Source organism: Pseudomonas fluorescens, assembly GCF_902497745.1.
Lineage (GTDB): Bacteria > Pseudomonadota > Gammaproteobacteria > Pseudomonadales > Pseudomonadaceae > Aquipseudomonas > Aquipseudomonas fluorescens_BM.
In genome coordinates this window covers 31,160-45,388 of record NZ_CABVHJ010000015.1, presented here as the reverse complement: position 1 = coordinate 45,388, position 14,229 = coordinate 31,160, and the positions used below count along the sequence as shown (strand labels likewise).

General features: G+C 54.8%; 12 protein-coding genes. 7 read left to right on the top strand and 5 right to left on the bottom strand.

Annotated features, from left to right (window positions below; translation table 11 throughout):
* Both pncB and F8N44_RS21795 read right to left on the bottom strand, forming a co-directional pair.
* Nucleotides 1–1,224 (bottom strand): nicotinate phosphoribosyltransferase, encoded by a 1,224-nt coding sequence (gene pncB / locus F8N44_RS21805; protein ID WP_150651760.1) that lies wholly within the window; start codon nucleotides 1,222–1,224, stop codon nucleotides 1–3.
* Nucleotides 1,225–1,439: 215 nt separating this feature from the next.
* Nucleotides 1,440–2,339, bottom strand: coding sequence for a LysR family transcriptional regulator (locus F8N44_RS21795; protein WP_150651758.1), 900 nt, complete (start codon nucleotides 2,337–2,339; stop codon nucleotides 1,440–1,442).
* A gap of 163 nt (nucleotides 2,340–2,502) precedes the next feature.
* Between F8N44_RS21795 and F8N44_RS21790 the strand changes: the two genes are divergently transcribed.
* From F8N44_RS21790 to F8N44_RS21750, 7 genes are all read left to right on the top strand, one after another.
* On the top strand, nucleotides 2,503–3,993 hold the full coding sequence (locus F8N44_RS21790) for an aldehyde dehydrogenase family protein (RefSeq protein ID WP_150651757.1): 1,491 nt from the start codon (nucleotides 2,503–2,505) through the stop codon (nucleotides 3,991–3,993).
* A gap of 157 nt (nucleotides 3,994–4,150) precedes the next feature.
* Nucleotides 4,151–5,434 (top strand): NAD(P)/FAD-dependent oxidoreductase, encoded by a 1,284-nt coding sequence (locus tag F8N44_RS21780; protein ID WP_150651755.1) that lies wholly within the window; start codon nucleotides 4,151–4,153, stop codon nucleotides 5,432–5,434.
* A gap of 368 nt (nucleotides 5,435–5,802) precedes the next feature.
* Entirely contained in the window at nucleotides 5,803–6,936 is a 1,134-nt protein-coding gene (locus F8N44_RS21775; protein ID WP_007915892.1) for an ABC transporter substrate-binding protein, read from the top strand.
* A gap of 240 nt (nucleotides 6,937–7,176) precedes the next feature.
* Entirely contained in the window at nucleotides 7,177–8,091 is a 915-nt protein-coding gene (locus tag F8N44_RS21765) for an ABC transporter permease subunit (protein WP_150651753.1), read from the top strand.
* 3 nt (nucleotides 8,092–8,094) lie between these two features.
* Nucleotides 8,095–9,396 carry a high-affinity branched-chain amino acid ABC transporter permease LivM gene (gene livM / locus F8N44_RS21760; RefSeq protein ID WP_099757854.1) on the top strand — a complete coding sequence of 434 codons (1,302 nt, stop codon included), beginning with the start codon at nucleotides 8,095–8,097 and terminating at the stop codon, nucleotides 9,394–9,396.
* Nucleotides 9,393–10,265, top strand: coding sequence for an ABC transporter ATP-binding protein (locus tag F8N44_RS21755; RefSeq protein WP_016985385.1), 873 nt, complete (start codon nucleotides 9,393–9,395; stop codon nucleotides 10,263–10,265). Before livM ends, F8N44_RS21755 begins: the two co-directional genes overlap by 4 nt.
* Nucleotides 10,262–10,978, top strand: coding sequence for an ABC transporter ATP-binding protein (locus F8N44_RS21750; RefSeq protein ID WP_077570681.1), 717 nt, complete (start codon nucleotides 10,262–10,264; stop codon nucleotides 10,976–10,978). Before F8N44_RS21755 ends, F8N44_RS21750 begins: the two co-directional genes overlap by 4 nt.
* A 401-nt stretch (nucleotides 10,979–11,379) precedes the next feature.
* Here the strand turns inward: F8N44_RS21750 and F8N44_RS21745 are convergent, their stop codons facing one another.
* Genes F8N44_RS21745 through F8N44_RS21735 form a run of 3 tightly spaced genes read right to left on the bottom strand, consistent with a single transcriptional unit; the run spans nucleotide 11,380 to nucleotide 13,667 of the window.
* Nucleotides 11,380–12,336, bottom strand: coding sequence for a nucleotide kinase domain-containing protein (locus F8N44_RS21745; protein WP_150651752.1), 957 nt, complete (start codon nucleotides 12,334–12,336; stop codon nucleotides 11,380–11,382).
* Nucleotides 12,337–12,361: 25 nt separating this feature from the next.
* A complete protein-coding gene (locus F8N44_RS21740; protein ID WP_150651751.1) occupies nucleotides 12,362–13,063 on the bottom strand; it encodes a dCTP deaminase domain-containing protein in 702 nt (233 codons plus the stop codon).
* A gap of 1 nt (nucleotide 13,064) precedes the next feature.
* A complete protein-coding gene (locus F8N44_RS21735; RefSeq protein ID WP_150651750.1) occupies nucleotides 13,065–13,667 on the bottom strand; it encodes a hypothetical protein in 603 nt (200 codons plus the stop codon).
* Nucleotides 13,668–14,229 lie beyond the last annotated feature (562 nt).

Here is a 14,229-nt window from a genome sequence, read left to right as displayed (position 1 = left end):
TCACTCCTTGCTAGATAGACGGGAATCGGCAGGAACCTGGAACACGTGTCGCAAGTAGGCGACGAAATTCGGGTCTTTGCAGTGGGACTTGCCTGGCTCGTCGGAGATCTTCGCCACCGGTTGGCCGTTGCAGGCGGTCATTTTAAGCACGATGCTCATCGGTTCGACACCCGGAATGTCACAGGTGAGGTTGGTACCGATGCCGAAGCTGACGTTGATCCGACCGTGCAGCGCGCGGAAGATCTCCAGCGACTTGGGCAGGGTCAGGCTGTCGGAGAACACCAGGGTCTTGCTCATCGGGTCGATGCCAAGCCTGTGATAGTGGGCGATGCATTTTTCGCCCCACACCACAGGGTCGCCGGAATCGTGGCGCAGGCCGTCAAACAGCTTGGCGAAGAACAGATCGAAGTCGCCGAGGAATGCATCGGTGGTGATGCAGTCGGTGAGCGCGATGCCCAGCAGACCACGGTACTCGCGGACCCAGCAATCCAGCGCGGCGATCTGGCTGTCGATCAGCCGTGGACCGAGTTGTTGATGGGCCATGATCCATTCATGGGCCATGGTCCCCAGCGGTTTCATGTCCAGCTCACGGGACAGGTGCACGTTGCTGGTGCCGACAAAACGTCCGGGGAAGTCGTGTTTGAGCACGTTCACCACTTCTGCCTGCACGCCGTACGAAAAGCGGCGGCGGGTGCCGAAATCGGCGACCTGCAGTTGCGACAGCTCGTCGGCCGAGGCATTGGCGGTCAGCCAGTCAAATTTGCGGTAGAGCTGCTCGCGCGCCTGTTCAAGTGCGGTTTCGCGGTAGCGATAGCGGTTGCGTACTTCGCTGACGATCGCCAGCAACGGCACTTCGTAGAGGATTACGTGCAGCCATGGTCCACGCAGGCGGATGAACAACTCGCCGTTTTCGATACCGGTGTGCACATAGCGCAAGTTGAAGCGGAACAGCCCGAGGAAACGCAGGAAGTCCGGTTTGAGGAAGCTGATCCGCTCAAGAAAACTCAGTTGATCGGCGCTCAGGCTCAGCTCGGCCAGACGCTCGATCTGAAAACGGATCTCGGCCAGATACGGGCGCAGATCCTCGCTGTTACGGCAACGGAACTCCCATTCGACTTCGACGTTGGGGTAGTTGTGCAGCACCGCCTGCATCATCGTCAGTTTGTAGAAGTCGGTGTCGAGCAGGTTCTGCACGATGCGATCGGCAAACACACTCTCGCTCATAACGGGGTCTCCAGGTGCGCCGCGCCTGTGCGCGGTCTTAAACAATGGCGCTAGTGGCGCATATCAGCGGTGGGGATTGCCAGCATTTTTTGACAACGCATCAGATCCATTGTGGGAGCGAGCTTGCTCGCGAAGGCGTCATTGCAGCTGACATTAATATTGAATGTGTCGGCCTCTTCGCGAGCAAGCTCGCTCCCACAGGGGGTCAAGGCAGCTCATGCGGGGCTATCGATCTGCTCCAGCATCCATTTCACAAAGTCGCGCACCTTCGGCACTTCCGCCGCATGCTCTGGATACGCCAGGTAATAGGCATCAGTGCTGGGCATGGCATGCTCAAAGGGAATGACCAATTTGCCGTCGGCCAATTCCTCTTCCACCAGAAATCGCGGCAACAACGCCACGCCACAGCCGACTTGCGCGGCGCGGATGCACATATAAAAGGTTTCGAAACGCGGCCCGTGGTAGCTGTGTTCGGTCTGGTAGCCCTGACTGTCGAACCAGTCGTGCCACGCTTGTGGGCGCGAGGCATTTTGCAGCAGCACCAGATCGGTGAGTTGCGTCGGATCAGTGAACGGTGTGTCCGGCAAGCTGCCCGGTGCACAAACTGGAACAAGCTCTTCGCCGAACAGCTTCAGGCATTCAGTCCCTGGCCGTGAACCCTGACCGAAGTAGAACGCCAGATCACTGCGCCCTTGCAGCAGATCATCGGCTTCCTGCTCGTTGCACAAATCCAGATGGATCGAAGGATGGCGTAGCCGCCAGCCTTTCAGGCGCGGCACCAGCCAGCGCGCGCCGAAGGTCGAGGGCGTCGATACGCGTAAGACTTCGGTTTCGCCGCCGTAGGAACGCAGGTAATGCGTCGACATCTCCACTTGGGTGAGGATTTTTCGTACTTCAACCAAGTACAAATCCCCGGCCGGGGTCATCTGCAAACGCCGACGTACGCGACGGAACAACAAATGCTGCAACAGCACTTCAAGCTGCGCGACCTGTTTGCTCACCGCGCTCTGGGTCAGGTTCAGTTCTTCGGCGGCGCGGGTGAAACTCAAGTGCCGGGTCACGGCCTCGAAGCACTGCAACGCGGTGATCGAGGGCAAGTGGCGTTTGTTCAGCATGGCCGATCCTTTTCTTGTCTTTCTAGCGCAGCATGAATAAACGGAATGATATCTCGCGTAAAGGTCGTTTGTTGCCTTGCCATTGTGACGCTACAACTAAAGGCCTGCTCGGTCGTGCAAACAGCGGCCGCACACATTCAGTTTTTTGCTTGAGGAGTGACTCATGGTTGCCGCATTGCTTGATCGTCTAGGTGTGAACCCGGCCTTGTATCAGAACGGCAAAGTGCCGGTGCATTCGCCGATCGACGGCAGCCGCATTGCCGCCGTCAACTGGGAAGGCCCGGCCGAAGTCGAGCAGCACATCAGTCGCGCAGATCATGCGTTCGAGCAATGGCGCAAGGTGCCGGCGCCGCGTCGCGGCGAACTGGTGCGTCAGTTTGGTGAAGTGTTGCGTGAATACAAAGCCGACCTCGGCGAACTGGTTTCCTGGGAGGCGGGCAAAATCACTCAGGAAGGTCTCGGTGAAGTGCAGGAGATGATCGACATCTGCGATTTCGCCGTCGGCCTGTCCCGCCAGCTGTACGGTTTGACCATTGCCTCCGAGCGTCCGGGCCACCACATGCGTGAAACCTGGCATCCACTGGGCGTGGTCGGCGTCATCAGCGCGTTCAATTTTCCGGTCGCAGTGTGGGCGTGGAACACCACGCTGGCGCTGGTCTGCGGCAACCCGGTGGTGTGGAAACCGTCGGAGAAAACTCCGCTGACCGCGTTGGCGTGTCAGGCGCTGTTCGACCGTGTAGTGAAGAATTTCAACGATGCCCCGGCGAACCTGTGCCAGGTGATCATCGGTGGTCGCGATGCCGGTGAAGTGCTGGTCGATGACCCGCGTGTTGCGCTGATCAGCGCCACCGGCAGCACACGCATGGGCCGCGAAGTGGCGCCGAAAGTCGCCGCTCGTTTCGCTCGCAGCATTCTGGAACTGGGCGGTAACAACGCGATGATCCTCGGCCCAAGTGCCGATCTCGACATGGCGGTACGTGCAATTCTGTTCAGCGCCGTCGGCACTGCCGGGCAGCGCTGCACCACCTTGCGCCGACTGATCGCGCATGAGTCGGTGAAAGAAGAAATCGTCACGCGTCTCAAGGCTGCCTACTCGAAAGTGCGCATTGGTAACCCGCTGGAAGGCAATCTGGTCGGTCCGCTGATCGACAAGCACAGCTTCGAAAACATGCAGGACGCGCTGGAGCAGGCGTTGAGCGAGGGCGGTCGGGTGTTTGGTGGCAAGCGCCAGCTCGAAGATCAGTTCCCTAACGCCTATTACGTCTCGCCGGCCATCGTTGAAATGCCGGAGCAAAGTGATGTGGTCTGCAGCGAAACCTTCGCACCGATTCTGTACGTGGTCGGTTACAGCGATTTCCAGGAAGCGCTGCGCCTGAACAACGCCGTGCCGCAAGGTCTGTCATCGTGCATCTTCACCACGGACGTGCGCGAAGCCGAGCAGTTCATGTCGGCGGTTGGCAGCGACTGTGGCATCGCCAACGTCAACATCGGCCCGAGCGGTGCCGAGATCGGCGGTGCGTTTGGTGGCGAGAAAGAAACCGGTGGCGGGCGTGAGTCCGGCTCGGATGCATGGCGCGCATACATGCGCCGTCAGACCAACACCGTGAATTATTCGCTGGAGTTGCCGCTGGCGCAGGGCATCACGTTCGACTGAGTGCTCCCGTCAAATGGAGATTCCCTGTGGGAGCGAGCCTGCTCGCGAATACGGTGGGTCAGTCGACATTGATGTTGGCTGATACGCCCCTTTCGCGAGCAGGCTCGCTCCCACAGGATCAGCACTGTGTTTGGCAGGTTTCTGTTGGAGTCTGGCAATGCCGTTACGCGAAGAATGTCTGTGGGAAAAGCTCACGCCGCAAAGGCCGGATAACACCGCGCTCAAAGGCGAAGTCAACGTCGATGTCTGCGTGATCGGCGCCGGGTTCACCGGGTTGTCGGCGGCGCTGCATCTGTTGGAAAAAGGCAAAAGCGTCTGCGTGCTGGAGGCCCATCGCGCCGGTCACGGCGGTTCCGGGCGTAACGTCGGTCTGGTCAACGCCGGCATGTGGATCCCGCCGGACGAGATCGAAGCCGGTTTCGGCGAAGCGGTGGGCAGTCAGCTCAATCGCATGCTCGGGGCCGCACCAGCACTGGTGTTCAGCCTTGTGGATAAATACAACATCGATTGCCAGTTACGCCGCGAAGGCACGCTGCACATGGCGCACAACGCCAAGGGCGAGGCGGATCTGCGCAGTCGTGAACAGCAATGGAAACGCCGAGGTGCCCCGGTCGAACTGCTCACCGGCAAGGCGTGCGAGCAAGCCACCGGCACGCAAAAAATCGCCGCGGCTTTGCTCGATCGCCGCGCCGGTACGCTCAATCCGATGGCTTATGTCACCGGGTTGGCCAACGCGGTGAAAGGTCTCGGCGGGCAAATGTTCGATCATTCGCCGGTCACTCGCCTCGAGCGGCAGGGCTCGAACTGGTCGGTGCAGACCGAGCACGGTTCGGTGCTGGCCGAGCAAGTGGTCATCGCCTCCAACGCCTACACCGAAGGTGACTGGACCGAACTCAAGCGCAACTTCTTTCCCGGTTACTACTATCAGGTCGCTTCGGTGCCGCTGACCGAGGACGCCGCGCAGGAAATTCTCCCGGGCGGGCAGGGGTCATGGGATACGCGGCAGGTGCTGAGCAGCATCCGTCGCGACAAAGAAGGGCGGTTATTGCTCGGCAGCCTCGGCAATGGCAATCAGAAACCGACCTGGTTTCTCAAGGCCTGGGCCGACCGCGTGCAGCAGCATTACTTCCCCAATCTGCAACCCGTCGAGTGGGAATGCACCTGGACCGGGCGCATCGCTTTCACGCCCGATCACCTCATGCGTCTGTTCGAACCGGCGCCGGGACTGGTTGCCGTCACTGGCTACAACGGTCGCGGCGTTACCACCGGGACCGTAGTCGGCAAAGCCTTCGCCGACTACCTGTGTAACGGCAATCCTCAAGCCCTGCCGATTCCCTTCGCACCGATGCAGCCCCTGGCCGGCGTCGGCTTGCGCAGTTGCCTGTACGAGGCCGGGTTCTCGCTGTATCACGCGGGCCAGTGCCTGCGCATTGTGATTTGAGTGTTGAAATATGTTGCCGGAAGCGGCGCTTTTCGATGCAGCGACTAGCCTGTAATGGTGCGGGTTGTAGCAGTCCCGCACCAGCAGTGTGCAGTTCGGTGACGCGGGCTGTTACAGGCTGGTTGCACGTCGTTTGGCGCCGCGGTTGCAATGATGGCGCGTGCGGGTTGCGCCTGAAAAAATAAAAGGTTTCACCTTCCGCGGTTTAGACGGTTGCACGCCCAATGAAAATGGGAACGAAACAGTCGAAATAACAAGAAAGCAGCGACTTTTTGAAGAATAAAAAACCGATGGCACGGCCCTTGCTCAGAGCATTCAGTGAAGTGAAGTCGCAGTGCCAACTAAAAAAAACCTTGGAGCACCACCTCATGTCCCAGACGTTTTACAAGAAAGGCTTTCTGGCCCTCGCAGTGGCTACTGCGTTGGGTGTTTCTGCGTTTGCTCAAGCTGATGTGAAAATCGGTGTAGCGGGTCCAATGACTGGCGCCAACGCGGCATTTGGCGAGCAGTACATGAAGGGTGCACAGGCAGCAGCTGACGCAGTCAACGCGGCGGGCGGCGTCAACGGGGAAAAAATCGTACTGGTCAAGGGCGATGACGCCTGCGAGCCGAAGCAGGCCGTGACGGTCGCCAAGGACCTCACCAACCAGAAAGTCGCCGGTGTAGTCGGCCACTTCTGCTCCTCTTCGACCATTCCAGCGTCGGAAATCTACGACGAAGCCGGGATCATCGCGATCACCCCGGGTTCGACCAACCCGCAAGTCACCGAGCGCGGCCTCAGCGCCATGTTCCGTATGTGCGGGCGTGACGACCAACAGGGCATTGTTGCCGGTGACTACATCGTTGATGTGCTAAAGGGCAAGAAAGTCGTTGTGCTGCACGACAAGGACACCTACGGCCAAGGCCTGGCGGATGCCACCAAGGCACAACTGGTCAAGCGCGGCGTGACGCCCGTGTTGTACGAAGGCCTGACCCGTGGTGAAAAAGACTTCAGCACCATCGTCACCAAGATCCGTGGCGCCGGCGCCGACGTCGTCTACTTCGGCGGTCTGCACCCGGAGGCCGGCCCGCTGGTTCGCCAACTGCGTGAACAAGGCCTGAAAGACGTCAAGTTCATGTCCGATGACGGCATCGTGACTGACGAACTGGTGACCACCGCTGGTGGCCCGCAATTCGTCGATGGCGTGCTGATGACCTTTGGCGCCGACCCACGCCTGCTGCCAGACAGCAAGACCGTGGTAGACGCTTTCCGCAAGGCCGGTACCGAGCCTGAGGGCTACACCCTGTACGCCTACGCTTCGGTGCAGACCCTGGCTGCCGCGTTCAATGGCGCGAAGTCCAACAAGGGTGAAGAGGCTGCGGCCTGGCTGAAGAAAAATCCGGTGAAAACCGTCATGGGCGAAAAAACCTGGGATTCCAAGGGCGACCTGAAAGTCTCCGACTACGTGGTTTACCAGTGGGACAAGGACGGCAAATATCACCAGCTGGAAAAACAGAAGTAAGGGCTGACGCGATCAGCTGATCCGCACCAATCCAATGTGGGAGCGAGCCTGCTCGCGAAGACGGAATGACTGCCAACACATGTGTTGAATGATCGACCGCTTTCGCGAGCAGGCTCGCTCCCACAGGAGCGGTGCGGGTCGGGCTGATCGTGGCTGACATTGCTCCGACGTAAATCTGTATTTTTCCTAGAAGAACCGCACATCACAGGTGTGCAGGTTCTCACTGCGTGAGATTGCGTTATGGATGGTATTTTCCTGCAGCAACTGGTCAACGGCCTGACCCTCGGGTCGGTCTATGGCCTGATCGCCATCGGCTACACAATGGTCTACGGCATCATCGGCATGATCAACTTCGCCCACGGCGAGGTTTACATGATTTCTGCTTACCTGGCGGCAATCAGTCTGGCTCTGCTGGCGTACTTCGGTATTGAATCCTTCCCGCTGCTGATGCTCGGCACCCTGATTTTCACCATCGTGATCACCGCGGTGTATGGCTGGGTCATCGAGCGAGTCGCCTACAAACCCCTGCGCAACTCCACACGACTGGCTCCGTTGATCAGCGCCATCGGTATCTCCCTGATCCTGCAGAACTACGCACAGATTGCCCAAGGCGCCAAGCAACAGGGCGTGCCAACCCTGCTGAGCGGTGCGTGGCGTGTTGAAGTCGGTACTGGCTTCGTGCAACTGACCTACACCAAAGTCTTCATTCTGGTGGCCGCATTCGTCGGCATGGGTCTGCTGACCTACATCATCAAGTACACCAAGCTCGGACGCATGTGCCGTGCGACCCAGCAAGACCGCAAGATGGCTTCGATCCTTGGCATCAATACCGACCGGGTCATTTCCTATGTGTTCATCATCGGTGCAGCCATGGCGGCGCTGGCCGGCGTGTTGATCACCATGAACTACGGCACTTTCGACTTCTATGCCGGCTTCATTATCGGCATCAAGGCGTTTACCGCAGCAGTACTCGGCGGGATCGGCTCACTGCCCGGGGCCATGCTCGGCGGGATCATCCTCGGCATTTCCGAGTCGCTGTTCTCCGGTCTGGTCAACTCCGACTACAAAGACGTGTTCAGCTTCTCGCTGCTCGTACTTGTTCTGGTCTTCCGGCCGCAGGGCCTGTTGGGCCGTCCTCTTGTGTCGAAGGTGTAAGCGATGTCTTCAACCACTCAAAAATCCATCGATATCAAAAAAAGCCTGGTTGAGGCGATTCTGGCCGGCCTGATTGCCCTGATCGTTTTCGGCCCGATTGTCGGCGTTGTGCTCGAGGGTTACAGCTTCAACCTCGAACCGACCCGAGTGGCCTGGATCATTGGCATTGTCATGATTGGCCGCTTTGCCCTCAGCCTGTTCCTGCAAACGCCCAAGGGCCTGAAAATTCTCGACGGATTCGAGAGCACCGGTTCCGGTGTGCATGTGCTGCCTGCCGATCACAAATCCTCGCTGCGCTGGATCATCCCGCTGCTGATTGTGCTGGCCGTCATCGTGCCGTTTGTCTCCAACTCCTATCTGCTGGGCGTGGTCATCCTCGGACTGATCTACGTGTTGCTGGGGCTGGGGCTGAACATCGTGGTCGGTCTGGCTGGTCTGCTCGATCTGGGTTACGTGGCGTTCTACGCCATCGGCGCCTACGGTCTGGCGCTGGGTTATCAATACCTCGGTCTGGGTTTCTGGACTGTACTGCCGCTGGCGGCGATCACTGCCGGGCTGGCCGGCTGCATCCTCGGTTTCCCGGTGTTGCGTCTGCATGGCGACTATCTGGCGATCGTGACGCTGGGCTTCGGTGAAATCATTCGCCTGATCCTCAACAACTGGTTGTCGCTGACCGGCGGCCCGAACGGTATGCCGGCGCCATTGCCGACGTTCTTCGGTCTGGAATTCGGCAAACGGGCGAAGGATGGCGGGGTGCCGTTTCACGAGTTCTTCGGCATCGCCTACAACCCGGACGTGAAGTACTACTTCATCTACGCGGTGTTGTTCCTCGTGGTGCTGGCCGTGCTGTACATCAAGCATCGTCTGGTGAAAATGCCGGTCGGCCGCGCCTGGGAAGCCTTGCGGGAAGATGAAATCGCCTGCCGCTCGATGGGCCTCAACCATGTGCTGGTCAAACTCTCGGCGTTCACCATCGGTGCATCGACCGCAGGTCTGGCCGGGGTGTTTTTCGCCACCTACCAGGGCTTCGTCAACCCGACCTCGTTCACCTTCTTCGAATCGGCACTGATCCTCGCCATCGTCGTGCTCGGCGGCATGGGCTCGACCATTGGCGTGGTGATCGCTGCATTCGTTCTCACCGTCGCCCCGGAACTGCTGCGCGGCTTCGCCGAATATCGCGTGCTGCTGTTCGGCATCCTGATGGTGTTGATGATGATCTGGCGACCACGCGGGCTGATCCGCATCAGCCGTACCGGGGTCACTCCACGCAAAGGTGCCATTCACTATGAGAGGACTGCGCCATGAGTGAAGTCGTACTCTCTGTTGAAAAACTGATGATGCATTTCGGTGGCATCAAGGCGTTGAGCGATGTCAGCCTGAAGGTCAAACGCAACTCGATCTTCGCCTTGATCGGCCCCAACGGCGCCGGCAAGACCACGGTGTTCAACTGTCTGACGGGGTTCTACAAGGCCTCCGGCGGCAAGATCGAACTCAACGTGCGTGGGCAGCAGACCAACGTCATCCAGTTGCTGGGCGAATCGTTCAAACCGACCGATTTCGTCTCGCCGAAATCTTTCCTCAGCCGCATGTACTACAAGATGTTCGGCGGTACGCACCTGGTGAACCGTGCTGGCCTGGCGCGGACCTTCCAGAACATTCGCCTGTTCAAGGAAATGTCGGTGCTGGAAAACCTGCTGGTGGCTCAGCACATGTGGGTCAACCGCAACATGCTCGCCGGCATCCTCAACACCAAGGGCTATCGCAAGGCCGAAAGCGATGCGCTGGACTGCGCGTTCTACTGGCTGGAAGTGGTCGATCTGGTGGACTGTGCCAACCGTCTCGCCGGTGAACTTTCCTACGGCCAACAGCGCCGTCTGGAGATCGCCCGGGCCATGTGCACGCGGCCGCAGATCATCTGCCTCGACGAACCGGCCGCCGGCCTCAACCCTCAGGAAACCGAAGCGCTGAGCGCGATGATCCGGCTGCTGCGCGACGAGCACGATCTGACCGTGGTGCTGATCGAACACGACATGGGCATGGTTATGAGTATTTCCGATCACATCGTGGTGCTGGACCACGGCATCGTCATCGCCGAAGGCGGGCCTGAAGCCATTCGCAACGACCCGAAAGTGATTGCCGCCTACCTGGGCGCCGACGAAGAGGAGCTGGTATGACGCAACCGATCCTCGAACTCAAAGACCTCGACGTGTTCTACGGCCCGATCCAGGCGCTCAAAGGTGTTTCGCTGCAGATCAACGAAGGGGAAACCGTCAGCCTGATCGGCTCCAACGGTGCGGGCAAATCGACGTTGCTGATGTCGATCTTTGGCCAGCCACGGGCGGCGGGCGGGCAGATTCTTTATCAAGGCGTCGACATTACCCACAAGTCCTCGCACTACATCGCTTCCAACGGCATTGCGCAGTCGCCGGAAGGGCGGCGAGTGTTCCCTGACATGACCGTCGAGGAAAACCTGCTGATGGGCACCATCCCGATTGGCGACAAGTACGCCAAAGAGGACATGCAACGCATGTTCACGTTGTTCCCTCGGCTAGAGGAGCGGCGCACCCAGCGGGCGATGACCATGTCCGGCGGTGAGCAGCAGATGCTTGCGATTGCTCGCGCGTTGATGAGTCGGCCGAAGCTGTTGCTGCTTGATGAGCCGAGCTTGGGACTGGCGCCGATTGTGGTGAAGCAGATCTTCGCGACCCTGCGTGAACTGGCGAAAACCGGCATGACCATTTTCCTCGTCGAGCAGAACGCCAACCATGCGCTGAAGCTGTCGGACCGCGCGTATGTGATGGTCAACGGCGAGATACGCCTGACGGGTACGGGTAAAGAGTTGCTGGTGAACGAGGAGGTGCGTAACGCCTATCTGGGCGGGCACTGAATATTGTGGCCGTTCGGAAAAGAGCGGCCACACTTCTTTGGTTTGATTTTTTAGGGTAGAGGTTATTGACTACGGAGTTTCATTGATCCAGCTAATGAAATGAATTGTCAGCCATGCGGTAATAAATATCGGAATGAATATTGTTGCCAGTTTTACGATATGCATGAATTGGTCAAATAAAGTTATAGAGTTAATTATATATTCTACGCACTCTTTTTTTAAGGTGTAGCTTAACTCTGGCGTATGTTGAGATTCTGGAATGAGAAAGCAGTCGCTAGCTTTGTTTTTTTGTGGAAGTGTACAAAAAGTAATTATTGTTGATATGAGGACAAAAAATGCAGACCATGCAATTCTCCGCTTTTCTTTTTTTGTAAATTTTCTTTCGAAGTAGATGTTCATGCTTAGATTGTTTCTCTAAATTTAGGTATGTTCCATTTTGAAGGAAATACGTAATCTATAGTTGTGGTGTTTTTTGTGTATTTCTGTTTAATTCTTGCGCCAGGCTTTCCCAGTTCCGGACGTTTCACTCTTAAATATTTATCTAGTTCACAGAATAAATTTTGACAGTCTATGAGCTGGAGTTTTCTATTTGGTAAATATCTGAATGGTAGCTCTAGTCGATTGAATTCTTGTTCTTGTATTTCTGTCATGTGTTTTATTATGAGTTCGTATTCGTTTTTGTTTGCGTTCGGAAATATCTTTCTTATACCACGTTCTGCACCGGGGCCGGCGACTACAAATTGACTCTCATCAGCGCTACTGTACTCGCTGTATGTGAGATCGACTGCGTACTGATAGGCTAGGAATTTTCCTATCGAGGGAAGTTCAAGAAGGCTTTCGTAAATATCAAATAAATTAGTTTTGCTCCAAATAGACTTGTGGATTTCTCGGCTTATCATGAACTGTATCATTTCTAAATTGTTCATGTGTTTGATCGAGTGGCCGTATTCTGCTTTACCGGAGGGCATGATGTAAGCAGCAGAGTAAATCTTAATGTCTTCAGTCTTTAGTCTAGTAAGGATGTCGCAATAATTTTTTATTGAGAAGCTTTCGATTGAGATTCTTCCTAGTTCTTTTTCCAAGTGTTCCCAAGTTTCAATTTTGTTGAATAGTTTGAAGATGATTACCCGGAGAAAGGTATCTTCAGCACTATCGTTTTTAGTATTTATTATGTTTTTTATAAGGTATTGCGATGTCCGGTCGAGAGCTCTGTAACAATTGGTGAATTTATACGTCGAGATGATGGGGTCGTGAGAGCCTTTCGGAGAGAACCGAGAAAAAAACGCTTCTTGTCGGGCGTAAGCGAAATTCCAGTAATCATCGTAGGCATAGTTTGCTTTGAGATTTAAAATGTTCAAAGTTCGCGACTCGAAATATAAAGTATCAGTTGACTAAGTTATCAAAGAACTTTATGACATGATCTTTTATTGCGAAGCCAAGGATGGCAGTGAAAACTGCAAAGATCACTGTTGAATACCTTGCTATTATCTTGCTTTCTAGTGTTAGTAATTCTTTTTTCAAGTCATCTATTTCTTGTTTTAACTTGAAAGGCGAAAAAACTTCTCCGGTCATATCAGAGATTTTATCGCTATTTAGCTTTTTTACAGGTGTTTCGTATTTCTTTGCGTTTTCAGCTGTTGCAGTAGAGTCGAGATCTGCGTACCAAATAAGTGCGAAAGGCTTTCCGCGTTCCAATACGATGTCAGTAGGTCCGGCGTTGTATACGGAAAAAGTAAGCTGCCCTTTCCAGCCAGGATCCACATGGAATCCTGATACGTTAATAAGCCCCTTAAATTTATACTTTGCTTTGAAGGAGATGAATGCTAGTGCCGTGGTTGGGACGTACAATGTTTCCGCTGTGAGTAAAAGTGCAAACTGCCCTTTTGGAATTACGAACTGAGGTTTTTTGTCATCTAAAATTTGCTTAACATTTGGGTCTTTTTCGTTGCTCGGTGTGATGTAAACTTCATTGCCTACCGTCAGTGATATTGCCGCGCAGTCGACATCAACTCCTGAAGTGTTACCTTCAGCGTTTTCTACTAGGTCGACAAGTTTTTTCTTAAGTTTGTCACCGCTCCAAAACATCTTAATATCCTGATTTGTAGTTGCCTAACCTACTGAAAAATATATTATTTTTTTCGACTGAGTAGAGTCTGTTTTCAATCGGTTCCTCAATCTTTCCAATTCTCAAATGGCAAGCCAATGCAAGCAATATTCTGAAAATGGATGCCAACGAGTCGAGAAGCGTTTCTTTAAAAGGATACGCCTCAAGGTGGTCAAGCGACTCAACAGCCTTACACATTCTTCCTGTTAAGCTATTGACCTTTATAGCCATAGATATATTTGGCTCGTATCCATCAAAGCTTTCTTCTTTTAAAAGTTTCGAGGCAAGTGCATTGATGTCTGATAAATCTTTTTCTGATTGGTCGACGGCGAAATCGCTTAGCAGCTTGTTAAATATATTAGTTGATGATGTGACAATTATTAGTGAGTCAATGGTTGCTTTTTTTAGTTCTTCAATATTGTGTTCAAGTGCCGACAGAGTTAGTTTGGCACTGTATTTTGAAAGGTGCAAAACCATGTGGGTAATGCGCTGCTGTACGTTAAGTACCCAAATTTCTTTATGGTACTTTTCGTCATGTTGTAACTGCTTCCACTGAAGTTCTTCTAGCTGGCTGAGAAGTGACATGGTCATTTCCTATCGTTTAGCTTTAATTTGCAATGCCTAAGCACACATTACAATTGTAGTAGTAGACAAAATAAAATAAAAAAATTATACCCAAACTGACGTAGTAGAGCTATCGATAAGCTGGATAATTGAGGCAGCATTTCGCCTGAACGTAGCCAAATATTCTGAGATGTGGGCATGCTAGGTTTGAGACGCGCGCTCCTTCTCGGTCTGTGGAAAACAAATTCCCCAAGCTGCCAAAGCGCGACATATAGACGCTGCAAATGGCTGTTTTTCCACAGTTTTGACTTGTCCCCGTTTGCTGTGGAGCTGGCTGTGAATAACGTGGGTGTATCTGGCTGCGTGCCTTTTAAACCGTGGCTTGCAAGCGTGTGGTTATTTTTTGATCAGGCGTTTTTGCGGGGGTTGAAGTCTTCGTTGTCAACCTTTTTATAGAGGCGCCGGTAGCAGCGATTACCGGTCAACAAGCCTGTGGATAAGTCTGTGATTAAACTCTGGAAAGACTGCGCTGAGGGCCGTAATTGCTGGCCTCGCGCAATCACTGTGCTGACTGACCAGTCGT

Bases quoted from the DNA above. Each gene is read 5' to 3' on its own strand.
- pncB (WP_150651760.1), bottom strand. From the start codon at position 1,224: ATGAGCGAGAGTGTGTTTGCCGATCGCATCGTGCAGAACCTGCTCGAC.
- F8N44_RS21795 (WP_150651758.1), bottom strand. From the start codon at position 2,339: ATGCTGAACAAACGCCACTTGCCCTCGATCACCGCGTTGCAGTGCTTC.
- F8N44_RS21790 (WP_150651757.1), top strand. From the start codon at position 2,503: ATGGTTGCCGCATTGCTTGATCGTCTAGGTGTGAACCCGGCCTTGTAT.
- F8N44_RS21780 (WP_150651755.1), top strand. From the start codon at position 4,151: ATGCCGTTACGCGAAGAATGTCTGTGGGAAAAGCTCACGCCGCAAAGG.
- F8N44_RS21775 (WP_007915892.1), top strand. From the start codon at position 5,803: ATGTCCCAGACGTTTTACAAGAAAGGCTTTCTGGCCCTCGCAGTGGCT.
- F8N44_RS21765 (WP_150651753.1), top strand. From the start codon at position 7,177: ATGGATGGTATTTTCCTGCAGCAACTGGTCAACGGCCTGACCCTCGGG.
- livM (WP_099757854.1), top strand. From the start codon at position 8,095: ATGTCTTCAACCACTCAAAAATCCATCGATATCAAAAAAAGCCTGGTT.
- F8N44_RS21755 (WP_016985385.1), top strand. From the start codon at position 9,393: ATGAGTGAAGTCGTACTCTCTGTTGAAAAACTGATGATGCATTTCGGT.
- F8N44_RS21750 (WP_077570681.1), top strand. From the start codon at position 10,262: ATGACGCAACCGATCCTCGAACTCAAAGACCTCGACGTGTTCTACGGC.
- F8N44_RS21740 (WP_150651751.1), bottom strand. From the start codon at position 13,063: ATGTTTTGGAGCGGTGACAAACTTAAGAAAAAACTTGTCGACCTAGTA.
- F8N44_RS21735 (WP_150651750.1), bottom strand. From the start codon at position 13,667: ATGTCACTTCTCAGCCAGCTAGAAGAACTTCAGTGGAAGCAGTTACAA.